The organism is Kitasatospora sp. NPDC088264 (assembly GCF_040685715.1).
In the GTDB taxonomy this organism is placed as follows: domain Bacteria; phylum Actinomycetota; class Actinomycetes; order Streptomycetales; family Streptomycetaceae; genus Kitasatospora.
This window is the reverse complement of record NZ_JBFBIR010000001.1, coordinates 91,936-110,325: the sequence shown is the minus strand read 5'-3', so window position 1 is coordinate 110,325 and position 18,390 is coordinate 91,936. Positions and strand designations below refer to the sequence as shown.

Annotated in this window: 15 protein-coding genes; 13 read left to right on the top strand and 2 right to left on the bottom strand. The window is 73.4% G+C overall.

All coding sequences use genetic code 11. The annotated features are described in order from the left end of the window. The first annotated feature begins 185 nt into the window (after nt 1–185). From AB0O82_RS00430 to AB0O82_RS00370, 13 genes are all read left to right on the top strand, one after another. A complete protein-coding gene (locus AB0O82_RS00430) occupies nt 186–1,031 on the top strand; it encodes a TIM barrel protein (RefSeq protein WP_363579252.1) in 846 nt (281 codons plus the stop codon). A 129-nt stretch (nt 1,032–1,160) separates the two neighbouring features. After that, nucleotides 1,161–2,048: a 2-hydroxy-3-oxopropionate reductase gene (locus AB0O82_RS00425; RefSeq protein ID WP_363579251.1), complete on the top strand. Its 888-nt coding sequence runs from the start codon at nt 1,161–1,163 to the stop codon at nt 2,046–2,048. A 424-nt stretch (nt 2,049–2,472) separates the two neighbouring features. Continuing rightward, nucleotides 2,473–3,615, top strand: a complete 1,143-nt coding sequence (locus tag AB0O82_RS00420; protein WP_363579249.1) for a glycerate kinase — start codon at nt 2,473–2,475, stop codon at nt 3,613–3,615. A 221-nt stretch (nt 3,616–3,836) separates the two neighbouring features. After that, complete coding sequence (allB, locus tag AB0O82_RS00415) at nt 3,837–5,240, top strand: allantoinase AllB (protein WP_363579247.1); 1,404 nt, start codon at nt 3,837–3,839, stop codon at nt 5,238–5,240. A 9-nt stretch (nt 5,241–5,249) separates the two neighbouring features. After that, nucleotides 5,250–6,509: an allantoicase gene (alc, locus tag AB0O82_RS00410; protein ID WP_363579246.1), complete on the top strand. Its 1,260-nt coding sequence runs from the start codon at nt 5,250–5,252 to the stop codon at nt 6,507–6,509. Nucleotides 6,510–6,610: 101 nt separating this feature from the next. Next, entirely contained in the window at nt 6,611–8,071 is a 1,461-nt protein-coding gene (locus AB0O82_RS00405) for a catalase (protein WP_363579244.1), read from the top strand. A gap of 326 nt (nt 8,072–8,397) precedes the next feature. Beyond that, nucleotides 8,398–9,177: an IclR family transcriptional regulator C-terminal domain-containing protein gene (locus tag AB0O82_RS00400; RefSeq protein ID WP_063350013.1), complete on the top strand. Its 780-nt coding sequence runs from the start codon at nt 8,398–8,400 to the stop codon at nt 9,175–9,177. Nucleotides 9,178–9,443: 266 nt separating this feature from the next. Beyond that, the gene (locus tag AB0O82_RS00395; protein ID WP_363579243.1) at nt 9,444–10,376 is read left to right on the top strand and encodes a metal-dependent hydrolase; all 933 of its coding nucleotides are present in this window, start codon (nt 9,444–9,446) and stop codon (nt 10,374–10,376) included. 116 nt (nt 10,377–10,492) lie between these two features. Then, nucleotides 10,493–11,578 (top strand): PDR/VanB family oxidoreductase, encoded by a 1,086-nt coding sequence (locus AB0O82_RS00390; protein WP_363579241.1) that lies wholly within the window; start codon nt 10,493–10,495, stop codon nt 11,576–11,578. A gap of 27 nt (nt 11,579–11,605) precedes the next feature. Next, nucleotides 11,606–12,469 carry a M24 family metallopeptidase gene (locus tag AB0O82_RS00385; protein ID WP_363579239.1) on the top strand — a complete coding sequence of 288 codons (864 nt, stop codon included), beginning with the start codon at nt 11,606–11,608 and terminating at the stop codon, nt 12,467–12,469. Continuing rightward, on the top strand, nt 12,466–14,277 hold the full coding sequence (locus AB0O82_RS00380) for an SDR family oxidoreductase (RefSeq protein WP_363579237.1): 1,812 nt from the start codon (nt 12,466–12,468) through the stop codon (nt 14,275–14,277). The genes AB0O82_RS00385 and AB0O82_RS00380 overlap by 4 nt, the downstream gene beginning before the upstream one ends. Before the next feature lie 74 nt (nt 14,278–14,351). Next, entirely contained in the window at nt 14,352–14,690 is a 339-nt protein-coding gene (locus AB0O82_RS00375) for a PIN domain nuclease (RefSeq protein ID WP_363579235.1), read from the top strand. Nucleotides 14,691–14,724: 34 nt separating this feature from the next. Further along, nucleotides 14,725–15,345, top strand: coding sequence for a LysE family translocator (locus AB0O82_RS00370; RefSeq protein WP_363579233.1), 621 nt, complete (start codon nt 14,725–14,727; stop codon nt 15,343–15,345). A 9-nt stretch (nt 15,346–15,354) separates the two neighbouring features. Here AB0O82_RS00370 and AB0O82_RS00365 read toward each other — a convergent pair whose 3' ends face one another. Further along, nucleotides 15,355–16,599: an XdhC/CoxI family protein gene (locus AB0O82_RS00365; protein ID WP_363579231.1), complete on the bottom strand. Its 1,245-nt coding sequence runs from the start codon at nt 16,597–16,599 to the stop codon at nt 15,355–15,357. A 116-nt stretch (nt 16,600–16,715) separates the two neighbouring features. Next, entirely contained in the window at nt 16,716–18,218 is a 1,503-nt protein-coding gene (locus AB0O82_RS00360) for an NCS2 family permease (protein WP_363579227.1), read from the bottom strand. Nucleotides 18,219–18,390 lie beyond the last annotated feature (172 nt).

Genomic DNA, 18,390 nt, shown 5'->3' with positions numbered 1-18,390 from the left:
GGGCGGGGGTCGGTCGATCCGGCGCCCGCGGTGCCGGCGAGAGGGGGTTCCGGGTTCACGTCCGGACTTCTTCAACAAAACGTTGCGGCGGTCTTGACACCTGCTCGCCGAGCCGGAGATGCTTCCACCAAGCAGAATCCCTCTTCCGGATCGTGGAAGTAGCGGATCTCGGAAGAGAGTGAGAGGTGAGTGACGTGACGGCCGCTTCCCGGCACAGCTTCACGGTCAACCTGTCGATCCTGTTCGGCGAACTGCCGCTGCTGGAGCGTCCCGCCGCGGCCGCGGCCGCTGGTTTCACCGCCGCCGAGCTGTGGTGGCCCTTCGGCGCCGAGCCCACCCCGTCCGAGGCCGAGCTGGACACCCTCCGCAAGGCCTTCGGCGACGCGGGCGTACGGCTCACCGGCCTCAACTTCCTGGACGACCTCACCCTCGGGGCCCGCGGCACCGTCTCGGTGCCCTCCGAGCAGGACCGCTTCCGGGCCAACGTCCCGGTCGCCGCGGGGCTCGCCGCCTCGCTCGGTGCCAAGGCGCTCAACGCGCTGTACGGCAACCGGATCGAAGGCGTCGAGGCCGCCGAGCAGGACGCCCTCGCGCTGGAGAACCTGGTGCTCGCCGCCGGGGCCGCGCACGAGATCGGCGCGATCCTGCTGATCGAGGCCCTCAACGCGGCGGAGTCCCCGGACTACCCGCTGGTCTCCGCGGCCGCCGCGGTCGAGGTGGTCGACAAGGTCAACGCGGCCACCGGCCTGGGCAACGCGAAGTTCCTCTGCGACCTGTACCACCTGGCCAGGAACGGCGAGGACCTGCCGGCCGTCATCGACGCCTACGCCGACCGGTTCGGCCACGTGCAGATCGCCGACAACCCGGGCCGCAACGAGCCCGGCACCGGTGGACTGGACTTCGAGGACCTCTTCGCCCGGCTCACCGCCGCCGGCTACACCGGCCCGATCGGCCTGGAGTACCGCCCCTCCACCGGCGTCAGCGCCGACAGCTTCGGGTGGCTGCCGCGCGAGCACCGCGCCGCTGAGTAGCCGCTGAGTAGGCGCTGAGTAGGCGCCGAGCAGGCGGGCCCTGCGCTGCCGCCGAGCAGGCGGGCCGCACGCCGCCGAGCAAGCCCGGCCCACCCTCCCCACCCCACGAACGACGTAAGGAACGACGCGATGAGCCGCAAGATCGCCTTCATCGGCCTCGGCATCATGGGCAGCCCGATGGCCGCCAACCTGGTCAAGGCCGGCCACCACGTCACCGGCTACAACCTCACCCAGCCGCCGATCGACGCCCTGGTCGCGGTCGGCGGTCACGGCGCCACCAGCATCGCGGACGCGGTGAAGGACGCCGAGGTCGTCATCACCATGGTCCCGGCCGACCCGCACGTCGAGCAGGCCATCCTGGGCGAGGGCGGCGTGCTGGAGAACGCCAGGCCCGGCACCCTCGTGATCGACATGTCCTCGATCACCCCGCAGACCTCCCAGAAGGTCGAGGCGGCCGCCAAGGAGAAGGGCGTGCGCACCCTGGACGCCCCGGTCTCCGGTGGCGAGGCCGGCGCCGTCGAGGCGGTGCTGTCGATCATGGTCGGTGGTGCCGCCGAGGACTTCGCCGAGGCCAAGCCGCTGTTCGACGTCCTGGGCACCACGGTCATCCACGTCGGGCCGTCCGGCGCCGGCCAGACCGTCAAGGCCGCCAACCAGCTGATCGTCGCCGTCAACATCCAGGTGCTCGCCGAGGCCGTGGTGTTCCTGGAGAACGCCGGCGTCGACCTGCCCGCCGCGCTGGACGTGCTCGGCGGCGGCCTGGCCGGTTCGACCGTGCTGAACCGCAAGAAGGCGAACATGGTCGACCGCGAGTTCGCCCCCGGCTTCCGGATCGACCTGCACCACAAGGACATGGGCATCGTCACCGATGCCGCCCGCGCCGTGGGCGCCGCGCTGCCGGTCGGCGCCGTGGTGGCCCAGCTGGTCGCCTCCGCCCGCGCCAACGGCGACGGCTCGCTCGACCACTCGGCGCTGCTGCGCGGCGTCGAGCGCCTCTCGGGCCGCGAGGTCAAGTAGGCCCCGGGGCTCCTCGGGCCCCCGTGAACTCCTCCTGGTGGCGTGTACCTCATCCGGTCGTGCCCGCGCCACCAGGAGGCCAGACCCGACCGGCGGGCGGGCCGGGGCTCATCCGCCCGCCCGCCGGTCGATCCAGCCGGTGATGCGTACTCCCCTGTCGGGGGCACTTCGGTCGTGCCGGTACGCCTCGCCTGGCCCCCTCCCCGCCGAGGGGAGCCTCTCGTACGTCGGAAGCGGGACGAGGGGAACGGCGGGGAGGGGGTCGCACCTCCCGGCGGGAGTCGCACCCTCCCGGCGGGAGGCGCATCTCCCGGCCGGGGGCGTTTCTCCTGACGGGGGGTCGCACCCCAGGTGCACCCGGGCCCATGCTTGGCACAGGCTGTCGAAACATCGCCAGACCCCGTACGGAAGTGAGGACCGCACCATGCCCGTCACCCCCCACCAGGGCCATGTGGTCGTAGCTCCCGACAAGTTCAAGGGCACCCTGGAGGGTGCCGAGGTCGCCGCCCGGATCGCCGCCGGCGTCCGGCGCGCCGCGCCCGGCGTCGAGGTGCGCGAACTGCCCGTCGCCGACGGCGGCGAGGGCACCCTGGCCGCCGCGCTCGCGGCCGGCTTCACCCGCGTCCCGGCCAAGGTGGCCGGCCCGACCGGCCTGCCGGTGGACGCCGCGCTGGCCGTGCGGGGCGACACCGCCGTGGTCGAGCTGGCGCAGTCCTCCGGTCTCGCCCGGCTCCCCGGCGGACGCACCGCCCCGCTCGCGGCCGGCTCCTACGGCGTCGGCCAGCTGATCGGCCGGGCCGTGGCGCTCGGCGCCAAGCGGATCGTGCTCGGCCTCGGCGGCAGCGCCTGCACCGACGGCGGCGCGGGCATGGTCCAGGCTCTCGGGGCCCGCCTGCTCGACGCGGATGGCGCCGAACTGCCCCCCGGCGGAGCCGCGTTGCGCAGGCTCGACCGGATCGAGCCCGGCCCGCTGACCGACGTACTGGCCGGCGTCGAGATCGTCGTGGCCTGCGACGTGGACAATCCGCTGCTCGGCCCGCGCGGCGCCACCGCCGTCTACGGCCCGCAGAAGGGCGCCGACGGCGCCGACCTGGTGATCCTGGAGGAGGGCCTGACCCGCTTCGCCGACCAGGTCGCCCTGGCCACCGGACGGGACGTGCGCGACGCCCCCGGTGCCGGGGCCGCCGGCGGGGTGGGCTTCGCCGCCCTCGCGTTGCTCGGCGCCACCATGCGACCCGGTATCGAGCTGCTGCTCGAACTGCTGGGTTTCGACGAGGCCGTGCGTGGGGCACGCCTCGTCGTGACCGGTGAGGGCTGTCTGGACGCGCAGACGCTCCACGGCAAGGCCCCCGCCGGCGTTGCCTCGGCGGCCACCCGGGCGGGGGTTCGGGTGGCCGCCGTGGCGGGGCGGCTGGAGCTGTCCGAGCCCGAGTGGCGGGCCGCCGGGTTCGCCGCCGCGATCGCCCTCACCGACCTCGCGGAGCAGCCGGGGGACAGCATGACCAAGGCCGGCGAGCTGGCCGAGGTCGCGGGGGAGCGGCTGGCGGGCGAGCTGCTGTCCGGCTGATCTTCGGGCCGATCCCCCGTGCCGACGGGGCGCGCGGATCCCCCGTGCGTTTCCCTCGCACGTTCCTCCATTGACGTTTTGTTGAAGGCGGGCCTAGGCTCCCGGCAATCCTTCGCTTCCCCGCCCGGTTCCCGCCCGCTTCCCCGCCCGGTTCCCGCCCGGTTCCCCTCCCGGTCCCTGCCCGGCGCCCACCCCCAACTTCCAGGTTTCGGAGGTCTCCCATGCCTTTCAGCCAGCCAGCGGTGATCCGCTCCCGACGGGTGGTCCTGCCCGACGGTGAGCGCCCCGCCGACGTGCTGATCCGGGACGGGAAGATCGAGCAGGTCGCCGCGTACGGCTCGCTCCTCGCGGGCGACCGGCCCGACGGCGACGGCGGCCTCGCCGACCTCGGCGAAACCGCCCTGCTGCCCGGCCTGGTCGACACCCACGTGCACGTCAACGAGCCCGGCCGCACCGAGTGGGAGGGCTTCGCCACCGCCACCCGGGCCGCCGCGGCCGGCGGCGTCACCACGATCATCGACATGCCGCTCAACTCCGTCCCGCCCACCACCACGCTGGAGGGCCTGGCCGCCAAGCGGAAGACCGCGGACGGCCAGGCCTGGGTCGACCTCGGTTTCTGGGGCGGCGCCGTCCCCGGCAACGTCCCGGACCTCGCGCCGCTGCACGAGGCCGGCGTGTTCGGCTTCAAGAGCTTCCTCGCCCCCTCCGGCGTCGACGAGTTCCCGCACGTCGAGGCCGCGGACCTGGAGGCCGCGCTGGCCGAGCAGGCCCGGCTCGGGGCGCTGGCGATCATCCACGCCGAGGACCCGGCCGTGCTGGCCGCCGCCCCGCAGCAACCCGGCGTCCACTACCGCGACTTCCTCGCCTCCCGCCCCGCCGACGCGGAGACCGTCGCCGTCGCCGTCCTGCTCGACACCGCCCGGCGCACCGGCGCCCGCGTCCACATCCTGCACGTCTCCTCCGCCGCCGTGCTGCCGCTGCTGCGCCAGGCCCGCGAGGACGGCGTCCAGGTCACCGCCGAGACCTGCCCGCACTACCTGACCCTGGCGGCCGAGCAGGTGCCGGACGGCGGCACCGCCTTCAAGTGCTGCCCGCCGATCCGCGACGAGACCAACCGCGACCTGCTCTGGCAGGCCCTGGCGGACGGCGAGTTCATCGCCGTGGTCTCCGACCACTCGCCCTCCACCCCCGACCTCAAGCTGCTGCCCGAGTACGGCGGCAGCGGTGACTTCGCGGCCGCCTGGGGCGGCATCGCCTCCCTGCAGCTGGGCCTGCCGGCGATCTGGACCGAAGCCCGCCGCCGCGGCCACGGCCTCGCCGACGTGGTCCGCTGGATGTCCGCCGGACCGGCCGAACTCGTCGGCCTCACCGGGGTCAAGGGCGCCATCGCGGCGGGCTGCGACGCCGACCTGGTCGCCTTCGACCCCGACGGCGAATTCGCCGTCCACCCCCGCGAGTTGCACCACCGCAACCCCGTGACCCCGTACGCGGGCCGGACGCTGACCGGCGCGGTCCGCACCACCTGGCTGCGCGGCCGCGCGGTGGACGTCTCGGCCGAGCCCTTCGGCCGCCGGCTTACCCGGCCCGCCGCCGCCCCCACCACCCCGTCCGATCGCCCGTCCTGAGGAGACTTCGTGACCACTGCCGACACCCCGAGCGCTCCCTTCACCGAGCTGGTCAACCTGGCCTCGCGGCTGCTCGGCGCGGGCGTCGTCGCCACCAACGAGGACACCTTCGCCGACGCCGAGAACCTCCTGGTCGCCAAGCCCGCCGAGTTCCGCCCGCACACCTTCGGCCACAAGGGCCAGATCATGGACGGCTGGGAGTCCAAGCGCCGCCGCGGCGTCTCCGCCGACCAGCCCCACCCCACCGACCAGGACCACGACTGGGCGATCGTCCGGCTCGGTGCCGCCGGTGTGGTCCGCGGCCTGGTGGTGGACACCGCCCACTTCACCGGCAACTACCCGGAGAGCGCCTCCGTCGAGGCCGCCTCCGTGCCCGGCCACCCCTCGCCCGAGGAAGTGGCGGACGCCGAGTGGACCACGCTGGTGCCGCGCACCCCGCTCCAGGGCGACACCGCCCACGAGTTCGCCGTCGACGACGCCAACCGCTACACCCACATCCGCCTCAACATCTTCCCGGACGGCGGCGTCGCCCGGCTGCGCGTCCACGGCGAGGTGCTGCCCGACCCGCGCGAACTGGACGGCCTCACCTTCGACCTGGCCGCCCAGGAGTACGGCGGCGTGGCCGAGGCGGCGTCCGACCGCTATTTCTCCTCCCCGCACAACCTGAACGCTCCCGGTCGCGCCTCCGTCATGGGCGAGGGCTGGGAGACCCGGCGTCGGCGCGACAAGGCCAACGACTGGGTGCAGATCGCCCTGGCCGGGGGCGGTGAGGCCCTGGCCGCCGAGGTGGACACCACCCACTTCGTCGCCAATGCCCCCGGCTGGGCCGACCTCGTCGGCTTCGACGCCTCGACCGGGGCGGACCCGGCCGACGGCGAGTGGTTCGAGATCCTGCCCCGCACCCGCCTGCAGCCCGACACCCGGCACCGCTTCCGGCTCGACGCGGGCCGCCCGGTGACCCACGTGCGCATCAACGTCCACCCGGACGGCGGCCTCGCCCGCCTCCGGCTCACCGGCCGCCTCACCGAGGCGGGCCGCGCGGCCCTCGCGCTGCGTTGGTTCAACGCCGTCCCGGCCGCCGAGGCCGCCGCGGCCCTCACCGAGGCCGGCCTGACCGCCGACGAGGCCGCCGCGCTGACCGCCGCCCGCCCGCTGGCGGACCAGGCCGCGGCCGCCGGCGCCGTCGCCGCGCTCCGGCCCGCCGACGGCCCCGACGGCGAGCACTCCTCCCGCCGCCGCTCGGCGGTCCGGCGCCTGCTGGGCGTCTGACGCCCGTTCGGTGATTCGGCGGAGCCCGCGCCCGCCGAGAACTGATGCCACGTCACATCACTCTCCACGCAACGCTTTTATCGACACCTGAAGGACCCTCCATGTCCAAGATCCTGACCACGGAGTCCGGCGCCCCGGTCGCCGACAACCAGAACTCGGCCTCGGCCGGCGAGTACGGCCCGCTGCTGATCCAGGACCAGCAGCTGCTGGAGAAGCTGGCCCGCTTCAACCGCGAGCGCATCCCGGAGCGCGTCGTGCACGCCCGCGGCTCCGGCGCGTACGGCTACTTCGAGGTCACCGACGAGGTGTCGCAGTACACCCGCGCGGACTTCCTCGCCGAGGTCGGCAAGCGCACCGAGGTCTTCCTGCGGTTCTCCACCGTGGCCGGCAACCTGGGCTCCAGCGACGCGGTGCGCGACCCGCGCGGCTTCGCGCTGAAGTTCTACACCGGGCAGGGCAATTACGACCTGGTCGGCAACAACACCCCGGTGTTCTTCATCAAGGACCCGCTCAAGTTCCCCGACTTCATCCACTCGCAGAAGCGCGACCCGTACACCGGCGTGCAGGAGGCGGACAACGTCTGGGACTTCTGGGCCCACTCGCCCGCCTCGACCCACCAGATCACCTGGCTGTTCGGCGACCGCGGCATCCCGGCCTCCTACCGCCACATGAACGGCTACGGCTCGCACACCTACCAGTGGGTCAGCGCCGACGGCGACGCCTACTGGGTCAAGTACCACTTCAAGACCAACCAGGGCATCCGCTCGCTGGACGGTGACCAGTCCGCCGAGGTGCTCGGCGCCGACGCCGACTCGCACCAGCGCGACCTGCACCAGGCCATCGAGCGCGGCGTGTTCCCGTCCTGGACCCTCTACGTCCAGCTGATGCCGGTGGCCGAGGCCGTGGACTACCGCTTCAACCCGTTCGACCTCACCAAGGTGTGGCCGCACGCCGACTACCCGCTGGTCAAGGTCGGCCGCCTGGTGCTCAACAGGAACCCGGAGAACGTCTTCGCCGACGTCGAGCAGTCCGCGTTCTCGCCGAACAACTTCGTGCCCGGCATCGGCCCCTCCCCGGACAAGATGCTCCAGGGCCGCCTGTTCGCCTACGCCGACGCCCAGCGCTACCGCCTCGGCGTCAACCATACCCAGCTGCCGGTGAACGCCCCGCGCGCCACCGAGGCGGACAACTACGGCCGCGACGGCCTCCACGCCGTCAACAAGTCCGGCCGCGGCAAGAACTACGAGCCCAACTCGTACGACGGCCCCGCCCAGACCGACACCGCGCTCGCCGCGCCGGTCCGGCTGGACGGCTACACCGGCACCTACACCACGCCGGCCCACACCAAGGACGACGACTTCTTCCAGGCAGGCGAGCTGTACCGGCTGATGTCCGCGGGCGAGAAGACCCGGCTGATCGACAACATCGCGGGCTTCCTCGCCCAGGTGAGCCGCGACGACGTGGTCGAGAAGAACCTCGCCCACTTCCACGCCGCGGACGAGGAGTACGGCGCCCGCCTTGAGGCGGCCGTCGCCAAGCTGCGGGCGGGCGACGAGGGCTGAGTCGCTCCGCCATGACGCGCCACGCGCAACGAGGGCCGAGCCACCCCGCCGTGGCGCGCCGCGCGTGACGCCCCGCTGACCGACTGACCCGCCCTCACCGGCCGCCGGGGCCCCGCAACCCGGCGGCCGCGGGACGGTCCCCTCCCCCCGGGGCAGTGGGGGAGGGGACCGTCGCGTTGTCCTCCACTACCGTTCCTCCAGGCGATCGGTGGGTGCTCCACGGAATGTTCACGGATATTCACGGACGGCAGTCGCCGGGCCCGCCGGGTCGATAGGCTGGAAGGCGCCCGCGGTCGCTCCGTGGGGGGACATCGGAAGGGGACGACATGTCGACACCAGCCCCGGGTCGCCACGCCGCGCTGGACCAGGGCCTCGCCGGCCCGTTCACCTCCCTGCAGCACGCCCTCAGACTGCTGGAGGCCGTCGACCGGCACCCTGACGGCGCCACCCTGGTCGCCCTCGCGCGGGAGACCTCGCTCGGCCTGCCGACCGTCCGGCAGCTCGCCGAGATCCTTGAGATCGAGGGCTACCTCCAGTGCCAGGACGGCGGTTGGGTGCTCGGCGGCACCTTCGCCCTGCTCGGCCAGCACAACCGGGAGCAGCTGGTGAAGGCCCGGCTGAACCGCAAACTCGCCGAGCTGCGGGACGAGTTGGGCGCGGCAGTGTACTTCACCCGCTACCACGACGGCGAGTTGTCGGTGGAGGCGGTGTCCGCGGCCGAGTACGCGCCGGCCGTGCAGGAGTGGGTGGACTTCCGGGCCACCGCGCACGCCAGCGCGATCGGCAAGTGCCTGCTCGGCCAGCTCGACGCGGACGCCCGCTGGGACCACCTCTCCCGCCACCCGGTGGCCCGGCTCACCTCCCGGACCGTCACCGACGCCGACCAGCTGATGCACCGGCTGGAGCGGCAGCCGGCCACCGTGCCGGTTCTGGACATCCAGGAGTACGCGCTCGGCACGGTGTGCGCGGCCGTCCCGATCACGGCGGGCAGCACGGTCGGCTGCCTGGCCACGTCGATGCCGGTGGACAACGTGCACAAGCTGAAGGCCGCCGCCGAGCTGCTGGCGGCCCGGGCGGCGCCGCTGATGCTGGCGATGGCGGTCTGACGGCCGGTCGTTCCCGTGGGCCCCGCCGGATCCGAGTGATCCGGCGGGGCTCGCCTGTTTGTTCGTGGGCGTGTCGGCTCGCATCGGTTCGCGGGCGTGTTCGTTCACGGGCGCGTCCGTTCGCAAGTGTTTCCGGTGACGGTCCCGGAGGGTGTCACTTATTAGACTCGATGTCGATAAGAGTCGCCGAACCCCTTGTCCCAGCCGCTACCCGCGAGTACGTTTCCCTGAGTCGAGCCGCCGCCCCGAGGTCAGGAGGGCCTGCCGTGCCCCGCTCCACCCCCGTACCCGCCCTTGCCGTCCCCGCCGCGCGCGTCCACGACAGCCTCGTCCTCGAACCCCGGGACGTCCGCTTCGACTGGGACCGGCTGCCGCTGCACTGGATCCCCGACGAGCCGATGGCCACCCACGTCATCAACGTGCTGCACCTGCTGCTGCCCGAGGGCGAGCGCTGGTTCGTCAAGGTCTTCAAGGAGGCGCTGCCGCTCATCCGCGACGAGCAACTGCGCGAGGAGGTCCTCGGGTTCATCGGCCAGGAGGCCATCCACGCCGAGGCGCACCAGGAGGTCCTCGACCACCTGCTCGGCCAGGGGCTCGACCCGCGTCCGTACGTCCGGCAGATTGCCTGGCTGTTCCAGCGCGTCCTCGGCGACAAGCCCGGGCTCAGCCCCGCGCGGCGACGCGAGAACATCATCGAGCGGGTCGCCTTCGTGGCGGCGATCGAGCACTTCACCGCCTTCCTCGGCAACTGGGCGCTCAACTCCCCGGGCCTGGACCGCGCCAAGGCCGACCCGACGATGCTCGACCTGCTGCGCTGGCACGGCGCCGAGGAGGTCGAACACCGCAGCGTCGCCTTCGACCTGATGGTCCACCTCGACCCCGGCTACCTGCGCCGGGTCCGCGGCATGGCGGTCTCCGGGCCGCTGCTGGTCCACCTCTGGGTGCGCGGCGCCCGCTTCCTGCTCGCCGCCGACCCCACCCTCGACGGACGGCTCAAGCCCACCTGGCGCGAGGCCGGCAGGATCGCCAGGCGCGGACTGCTGCCCGACCCGGTCCGGTCGATCCGCTCCGGCCTACGCTACCTGCGGCCCGGCTACCACCCCACCCAGGAGGGCTCCTCCAGTCAGGCCCTCGGCTACCTCGCCGCCTCCCCGGCCGCCCGCGCGGCAGCAGTGGGCCACTGGCAAGGGGTCAAGTAACGGAGTTCAGATAACAGATAACAGAAGACGTTATCTGTTATCTGTTATCTGAACTTTGAAATCCGAAACTTGTCACCTGTCGCTCGCGCCCCCTCCCAGACGCCAAGGACCGCCGGATGGACCTGCTCAACCCGCCCCCCGACCTCTACGGCCGCCCCCGCGCCGACGCGTTCATGCGCCGGCTCACCGCCTTCGGCGACCGCTACACCCCGGCCCTCGGCAGCCCCCTGCTGCGCCGCAACCCCCGCCGCCCGCTCAGCCGCCCCACCCCGCCGCTCCAGCTGGTCGTCGCCGCCCGCCTCCAACTCACCCCCGACGTCGTCGAATTGCGGCTCGCCGACCCCTCCGGCGGCCCGCTCCCCGGCTGGCAGCCCGGCGCCCACCTGCGCCTCGCCCTGCCCTCCGGCCGCGAACGCCACTACTCGCTCTGCGGCGACCCCGTCGACCGCGCCGCCTACCGGATCGCCATTCGGCGACTGCCCGAGGGCGGCGGCGGCTCCGTCGAGATCCACGACACCCTGCACCCCGGCAGCCGCCTCACCGCCCGCCGCCCGCGCAACGGCTTCGCCTTCTGCGCCGAGCCCGCCGTCCTGCTGCTCGCCGGCGGCATCGGCATCACCCCACTGCTCCCGATGGCCCGCGAGGCGCAGCGGCACGGCCTGGACTGGCGCCTGGTGCACGTCGGCCGCAGCGCCGACACCCTCCCGTACGCGGACGAGCTGCGCGCCCTGGACCCGAGCCGGGTGGTGCTGCGCACCGACGACGAGCACGGCGTGCCGACCGGCGCCGACCTGCTCGCGCACGCCCCGCGCGGCGCCGCCGTCTACTGCTGCGGCCCGGCCCCGATGCTCACCGCCGTGCAGCGCTCCCTGGGCGAATCCCCCTCCACCGCGCTGCACTTCGAGCGCTTCGGCGCCGCCCCGATCATCGGTGGCGCGCCCTTCGCCCTGCGCCTGGGCGCCGACGGCCCGGCGCTGGACGTCCCCGCCGACCGCTCCGCCCTGGACGTGTTGCGCGAAGCCCGTCCCGACCTCCCGTACTCCTGCCACCAGGGTTTCTGCGGCACCTGCGAGGTCCGCCTGCTGGCCGGCACGCCCGAGCACCGGGACCGCCGGCTCACCCCCGAGCAGCGTGCCGCCGGCGCCGTGCTGCCCTGCGTCTCCCGGGCCGCCGAGGGCGAGACCCTGGTGCTCGACCTGTAGCGTGCTCGACCTGTAGAAGGAGCCCCGATGGCGAACCCCCCGACCTTCCCCTACGACGAGCGCGACCTCGCCCGCTTCCGCGAGACCCAGCAACTCGCCTACCACTGCGCCGAACAGGTCGCCGCCTGGATCGAACCGGGCGTCACCGAGCGCCAGGCCACGGCCGAGCTGCGCCGCCGCCTGGTCGCCGCCGGGGTGCAGGACTTCTTCCACGTCCCGTTCGCCTGGTTCGGCGACCGCACGGCCTTCCGGCACTTCCACACCCCGCTCCAGTTCTTCGCCGGCAACCGCCGCCTGGAGGAGGGCATGCCGTACGTCCTGGACTGCGCGCCCATCGTCGACGGCTACACCGCCGACATCGGCTACGGCGGCAAGGTCGGCGAGAACCGGGTCTGGGACCGTCTGGCCGCCGACCTCCAGGTGTACCGCGAGCTGATCCTCGCCGAGGTGCGCGCCCGCCGTCCGCTCAACGAGGTGTACGCGGCCGTGGACGCGCAGATCGCCGCGCACGGCTACGACAACCGCCACCAGGTCTACCCGGGCCGGGTGATCGGCCATCAGGTCACCCGTACCACCATGCGCGGCCCGGCCGGGGTCAACGTCTTCGGCTTCGGCGTGCGCACCCTGCAGACCCTCGGGCGCGAACTGATCTCCGAGCGCCTGCACGGCCGTTCACCGCTCTGGGCGGACGGCCGGTCGTCCCGGCACGCGCCCACCCCGGGCCTGTGGGCGGTCGAGCCGCACATCGGCTTCCGTGGCGTGGGCATCAAGTTCGAGGAACTGCTGGTGGTCACCGAGGACGACGCCCACTGGCTCGACGACGACCTGCCGCACGTCCGCCGCTGGACGGCGGGCGCCGCCCACGACGTTGCCCTGGAGGCCGCCCGATGACCACCCCCGCCCCGGACGCCCCGGACGCCTCGGCTGTCTCGCAGGCCCCGGACGCCGCAGCTGCCCCGAAGGCGCTGGCCGCCCCGCCCGTGCGCCGCCGCACCGTGCACTCCGACGGCCTCCCGCTCGCCGTCTTCGAACAGGGCGACCCGGCCGCACCCACCGTGCTCCTGGTGCACGGCTACCCGGACACCCACGCGGTCTGGGACGACGTCGCCGCCGACCTCGCCCGCGATCACCACGTGGTCCGCTACGACGTGCGCGGCGCCGGCCGGTCCGGAGTGCCCGCCACCCGGGACGGCTACCGGCTGGAGCGCCTGGCCGCCGACCTGTTCGCGGTCGCCGACGCCGTCAGCCCCGACCGCCCGGTGCACGTGGTCGCCCACGACTGGGGCTCGCTGCAGTCCTGGGAGGCCGTCACCGCGCCCGGCTCCGAGCGGCGGATCGCCTCGTACACCACCATGTCCGGCCCCTGCCTGGACCACGTGGGGTACTGGCTGCGCCACCGGATGCGCCGGCCCACCCCGCGCCACCTGCGCCAACTCCTCCACCAGGGCCTGCACTCCTGGTACATCACCGCCTTCCACCTGCCCTTCCTCGCCCCCGGCGTGTGGCGCCTGGGCCTGGCCCGGGCCTGGCCGCGGGTACTGCGCGACCTGGAGCAGGTCACCCCGCGGCCCGACCACCCGCAGCCCGGCCTGCGCCGCGATGCCGTCCGCGGCATCGAGCTGTACCGGGCCAACTTCCGCCCCACGCTGCGCAGTCCGCGCGAGCGGCCGACGCAGGTGCCGGTCCAGCTGATCACCCTCACCCGGGACCGCTACGTCGCCCCGTTCCTCTCCGAGGGGCTGGAACGCTGGGTGCCCGAGCTGACCCGACGGACGCTGCACGCCGGCCACTGGTCGGCGTTGCTGGAGAAGGGAGCCACCGTGGCCGAGATGGTCCGCGAGTTCACCACCCGCATCGAAGGCGGAAGCGCCGAGCCGACCCGGGAGCAGGGCGACGGCCGGCTGGTCGTCGTCACCGGCGGCGGCAGCGGCATCGGCCGGGCCACCGCGCTCGCCTTCGCCGAGGACGGCGCCCGCGTCGTGGTCTGCGACCTCGACCTCGCCGCCGCCGAGCGCACCGCCGAACTCGCCTCGCTGATCGGCCCGCAGGCGCACGCCTACCGGGTGGACGTCGCCGACGGCGCGGCGGTGGACGCCTTCGCACAGGCGGTCGCGGAGGAGCACGGGGTGCCCGACGTGGTGGTCAACAACGCCGGCATCGGCCACTCCGGGACGTTCCTGCAGACCACCGAGAAGGAGTGGCAGCGCGTCCTGGACGTCAACCTCTGGGGCGTCATCCACGGCTGCCGCGCCTTCGGCACGCTGATGGCCGACCGCGGCCAGGGCGGTCACCTGGTCAACGTCTCCTCGGCCGCCGCCTACCTGCCGTCCAAGGCGCTCACCGCGTACGCGACCAGCAAGGCCGCGGTGTTCATGCTCTCGGACTGCCTGCGCGCCGAACTCGCCGGGCGCGGCATCGGCGTCTCCACCATCTGCCCGGGCATCGTCAACACCAACATCACCCGCACCTCCACCTTCTCCGCGACCACCGCCGACCAGCAGGCCGCCAAGCGGGCCCGCGCCGCCAGGCTCTACGCCCGCCGCGGCTTCCCCCCGGAGAAGGTCGCCACCGCCATCCTCACCGCCGTCCGCACCGGCAAGCCGGTCGTCCCCGTCACCCCCGAGGCCAAGGCCGCCCGCTTCCTCTCCCGCCTCAGCCCCGGCCTCCTGCGCCTGGCCGCCCGCCTCAACGTCACCTGAGCGGCCCCTGCGGGTCTGCGATATCGGACAGCCTTTGATACTCCAAGTCGGCGGTTCAGGCCGAGATCGACCGGTTGTTCAACGAGGGGCGGCTCGCGCTCTGTGGAGCCGTCGAGCTGGAGATCATGCACAGCGCCCGGTCCAAGGCCGACGCCGATCGCATCCGGGAGGGCTTGCGTGGCTTCGACTGGCTGACTACGCCCGATGAGGTGTGGGACCGCGCCATCGAAGTGCAGGCACTCCTCACCGCCGCCGGAAACTGGCGGGTGCTGTCCGTGGCGGACCTCGTCATCGCCGCCACCGCCGAGCGCCACAGCGTCACCGTCCTGCACTACGACGGGGACTACGACATGATCGCCGCCGTCACCGGCCAGCCGACCGAGTGGGTCGTCCCGCCCGGGACGGCGGACTGAGGGCCCCATCGGGCCTGTGAGAGCATCGAGGCCCATGGAGATGACAACGGCTCTGTGGTCCTTCGCCCTCGTCGTGGGGCTGCTCACGCTCACACCCGGGCTCGACACCGCGCTGGTGCTGCGCACGTCCGCGCTCGGGCGGCGGCGCCAGGCGTGGGGGGTGGTGCTGGGGATCCAGACCGGGACGCTGGTCTGGGGGACGCTGACCTCGGCCGGGGTGACGGCGCTGCTGACCGCCTCGCAGGTGGCGTACGAGGTGCTGCGCTGGGGCGGGGCCGCGTACCTGGTGTGGATGGGCGTCGGCATGCTGCGCAGCCGGGGCGGGGAGGTGGCGGTCGAGGAGGAGCCGGCCGAGGGCGGCTTCGGGTACGGCTGGCGGCGCGGCACGCTGACCAATCTGCTGAACCCCAAGGTCGGGGTGTTCTACGTGGCCGTGCTGCCGCAGTTCATCCCCGCCGGGGCCCCGCACTTCGCCGCCGGAGTGGCGCTCACCTGCGTCCACGTGGTGGAGGGCGTGCTGTGGTCGACCGTCCTGGTCGGCTTCGCCCGGGCGCTGCGCGGCTGGCTGCGCCGCCCGGCCGCCCGGAGGCTGATGGACCGGGTGACCGGCGCGGTGGTGGTGGGCTTCGGCGTGAAGCTGGCGCTGAGCGACTGACCGTCGGCCTCAGGCGGCGTGCGTCCGTCGCGTGCGTCGTGCCCGGGGCTCCTCGGGGGTGGCCGGTGCCTCGTGGTGGATCGGGCCGTCCCCGGCGTTGAGCGGCAGGCAGCTGCCGCCGCGCCGGTGGGCGATGATCTCGGCGGCGACGGAGACCGCCGTCTCCTCGGGGGTGCGGGCGCCGAGGTCGAGGCCGATGGGGGAGCGCAGCCGGCCGATCTCGGCCTCGGTGAGCCCGACCTCGCGCAGCCGCGCCTCGCGGTCGCGGTGGGTGCGGCGCGAGCCCATCGCGCCGACGTAGCCGACCGGCAGCCGCAGTGCGCGTTCCAGCAGCGGGATGTCGAACTTGGCGTCGTGGGTGAGCACGCAGAGCACGGTGCGCCCGTCGATCCGGTCGAGCTGGGAGTCGAGGTAGCGGTGCGGCCAGTCGACGACGACCTCGTCGGCCTCGGGGAAGCGCCGCTTCGTGGCGAAGACGGGCCGGGCGTCGCAGACGGTGACGCGGTAGCCGAGGAAGCGGCCGATCCGGACGACGGCGGCGGCGAAGTCGATGGCGCCGAAGACGAGCATCCGCGGTGCGGGCACGTAGGACTCGACGAAGCAGGTGACGGTGCCCTGGTCGCGGTCGTCGCAGGGGCGTCCGTCGAGGCCGAGCACGATCCGGCCGGTGCGTCCGGCGTCGAGCATGGCCCGGGCCTCGGTGACGACCGCCCGTTCCAGCGCGGTCAGGAGGTGTCGCGGGGGGCGCGTCGCCGGAAGGGGGGCGGCGGGCGACGGCTGGGCCGTCGAGGGGGCGGGGGGGAGGGCGCCGTGGTGGGTGTCGGCGGTGACGGCGACGGTGGCGCCGACGAGCCCGCCGGGCCCGGCGATCACCCGGGCGAGCGCGACCGGGGTGCCGGAGGCGATGTAGGCGATGCCGGCGTCGAGTCCGTCGTCGGCCCCGGGCCGGATCGGCTGGACGAACACGTCGAGGACGCCGCCGCAGGTCAGGCCGACGGCGAAGGCGTCCTCGTCGCTGTAGCCGAACCGTTCCAGCACGGGTTCGCCGGACTCGATGGCAGCCTGGCACAGCTCGTAGACCGCGCCCTCGACGCAGCCCCCGGAGACGCTGCCGATCGCCTCGCCGGCCGCGTCGACGGCCAGGGCCGCCCCCGGGTCGCGGGGCGCGCTGCCGGAGACGCCGACGACGGTGGCCACGGCGAAGGAGCGCCCGGCCGCGTGCCAGGCCTGCAACTGCTCGGCGATGTCCTGCATGTCGGGGAGCTCCTTACACAAGCGAGGGTAGACGGGAGGTGCCGCCGTACGGGAAACGATTCCCGCACGGCGGCGGTGCGGCCAGGTCCTCTCCGGCCGAGAGGGTCAGACACGTCCTAGTGCACGCCCAGCCAGGACTTGATCGGGGTGAGCGCGAAGTAGACCACGAAGACCCCGGTGAGGATCCACATCAGCGGGCCGGGCTCGCGCCACTTGCCGGTGCCCGCCTTGATGACCGTGTACGAGATGACGCCCGCGGCGACACCGGCGGTGATGCTGTAGGTGAACGGCATCAGGGTGCAGGTGAGGAAGGCCGGGATGGCGACCTCGCGGTCGGACCAGTCGATGTGCCGGGCCTGGCTCATCATCATCGAGCCGATCACGACGAGGGCGGCGGAGGCCACCTCGGTCGGGACGATCGCGGCGAGCGGCGAGAAGAACAGCATCAGCGCGAACACGCCGCCGGTGACGGTCGAGGCGAGGCCGGTGCGGGCGCCGTCGCCGACACCGGTGGCGGACTCGACGAACACGGTCTGGCCGGAGGCGCCGGACAGGCCGCCGACGGCGCCGCCGGCCCCGTCGATGAACAGGGCCTTGGAGAGGCCGGGCATCCGGCCCTGCTTGTCGGCCAGCCCGGCCTCGGTGCCGACGCCGATGATGGTGGCCATCGCGTCGAAGAAGCCGGCCAGCACCAGGGTGAAGACGGCGACCGAGGCGCTGATGGCGCCCAGGCCGTGGCTGCCGAAGGCACCGAAGAGGTCGACGTGGCCGAAGAGGCCGAAGTCGGGCGCGGAGACCGGGCTGCCCGGCCACACCGGGGCGGAGCTGACCCAGGTCTTCGCGGGGAGGTCGGCGACCGCGTTGATGACGAAGGCCACCACGGTGCCGCCGGCGATGCCGATCAGGATCGCGCCGCGGACGTTGCGGGCCAGCAGCACGAAGATCGTCAGCACGGTGAGGCAGAAGACCAGGACGGGCCAGCCGGCCAGCTCGCCGAAGGGGCCGAGCGCGAGCGGCGTGGGGCCGCCGGTGTGCACGAAGCCGGCCTTGACCAGGCCGATCAGCGAGACGAAGAGGCCGATGCCGATGGTGATGGCGTGCTTGAGCGGCAGCGGGATGCCGTTCATGATCTTCTCGCGGAGCCCGGACACGACCAGCAGGACGATCAGCAGGCCGTAGATCACGCACAGCCCCATGGCCTGGGGCCAGGTGGTGTGCGGCACCACCAGTGCGGAGATCACGCCGGAGACGGAGAGCCCGGCGGCGACCGCCAGGGGGACGTTGCCGACCACGCCCATCAGGATCGTGGTGACGGCGGCGGCGAGCGCGGTCGCGGTGGTGAGCTGCGCGTGGTCCAGCTTGAGGCCGTTGACGTCGGCGCCGCTCAGGATGATCGGGTTGAGCAGCACGATGTAGGCCATCGCCATGAAGGTGGTGAGGCCGCCGCGGATCTCATTGCCGAAGGTCGATCCCCGGGCCGTGATCTTGAAGTACGCGTCCAGTGCGTTCTTCGGTGCGGGGGCCGGGGCCGGGGCCGGCGTGGCGGTGTCGTCCTCGGCGGGTCTTTCTTCCGTGGGGCCGGGTTCCGTGGGGCTGTGTTCCGTGGGGATCCGGGTCATGTCCACTCCCAAGTGTCAAAGGGGGTTGGGGTGGGCGAGTCGACCTGACTGCCAGTCAACGAGGTTGGCGCAGGGGGACTGCTCGACTCACTGGGCGCACTGTGGCGGTGCCTGCGGTGCGTGGGTGGTGCGCACCGCTGCAGAACCCCGGCGTGGGAGAGGCAGCGGGATG

Bases quoted from the DNA above. Each gene is read 5' to 3' on its own strand.
- AB0O82_RS00360 (WP_363579227.1), bottom strand. From the start codon at position 18,218: ATGACCCGGATCCCCACGGAACACAGCCCCACGGAACCCGGCCCCACG.
- AB0O82_RS00390 (WP_363579241.1), top strand. From the start codon at position 10,493: ATGGACCTGCTCAACCCGCCCCCCGACCTCTACGGCCGCCCCCGCGCC.
- AB0O82_RS00405 (WP_363579244.1), top strand. From the start codon at position 6,611: ATGTCCAAGATCCTGACCACGGAGTCCGGCGCCCCGGTCGCCGACAAC.
- AB0O82_RS00420 (WP_363579249.1), top strand. From the start codon at position 2,473: ATGCCCGTCACCCCCCACCAGGGCCATGTGGTCGTAGCTCCCGACAAG.
- AB0O82_RS00380 (WP_363579237.1), top strand. From the start codon at position 12,466: ATGACCACCCCCGCCCCGGACGCCCCGGACGCCTCGGCTGTCTCGCAG.
- AB0O82_RS00370 (WP_363579233.1), top strand. From the start codon at position 14,725: ATGGAGATGACAACGGCTCTGTGGTCCTTCGCCCTCGTCGTGGGGCTG.
- AB0O82_RS00425 (WP_363579251.1), top strand. From the start codon at position 1,161: ATGAGCCGCAAGATCGCCTTCATCGGCCTCGGCATCATGGGCAGCCCG.
- AB0O82_RS00400 (WP_063350013.1), top strand. From the start codon at position 8,398: ATGTCGACACCAGCCCCGGGTCGCCACGCCGCGCTGGACCAGGGCCTC.
- AB0O82_RS00365 (WP_363579231.1), bottom strand. From the start codon at position 16,599: ATGCAGGACATCGCCGAGCAGTTGCAGGCCTGGCACGCGGCCGGGCGC.
- allB (WP_363579247.1), top strand. From the start codon at position 3,837: ATGCCTTTCAGCCAGCCAGCGGTGATCCGCTCCCGACGGGTGGTCCTG.
- AB0O82_RS00385 (WP_363579239.1), top strand. From the start codon at position 11,606: ATGGCGAACCCCCCGACCTTCCCCTACGACGAGCGCGACCTCGCCCGC.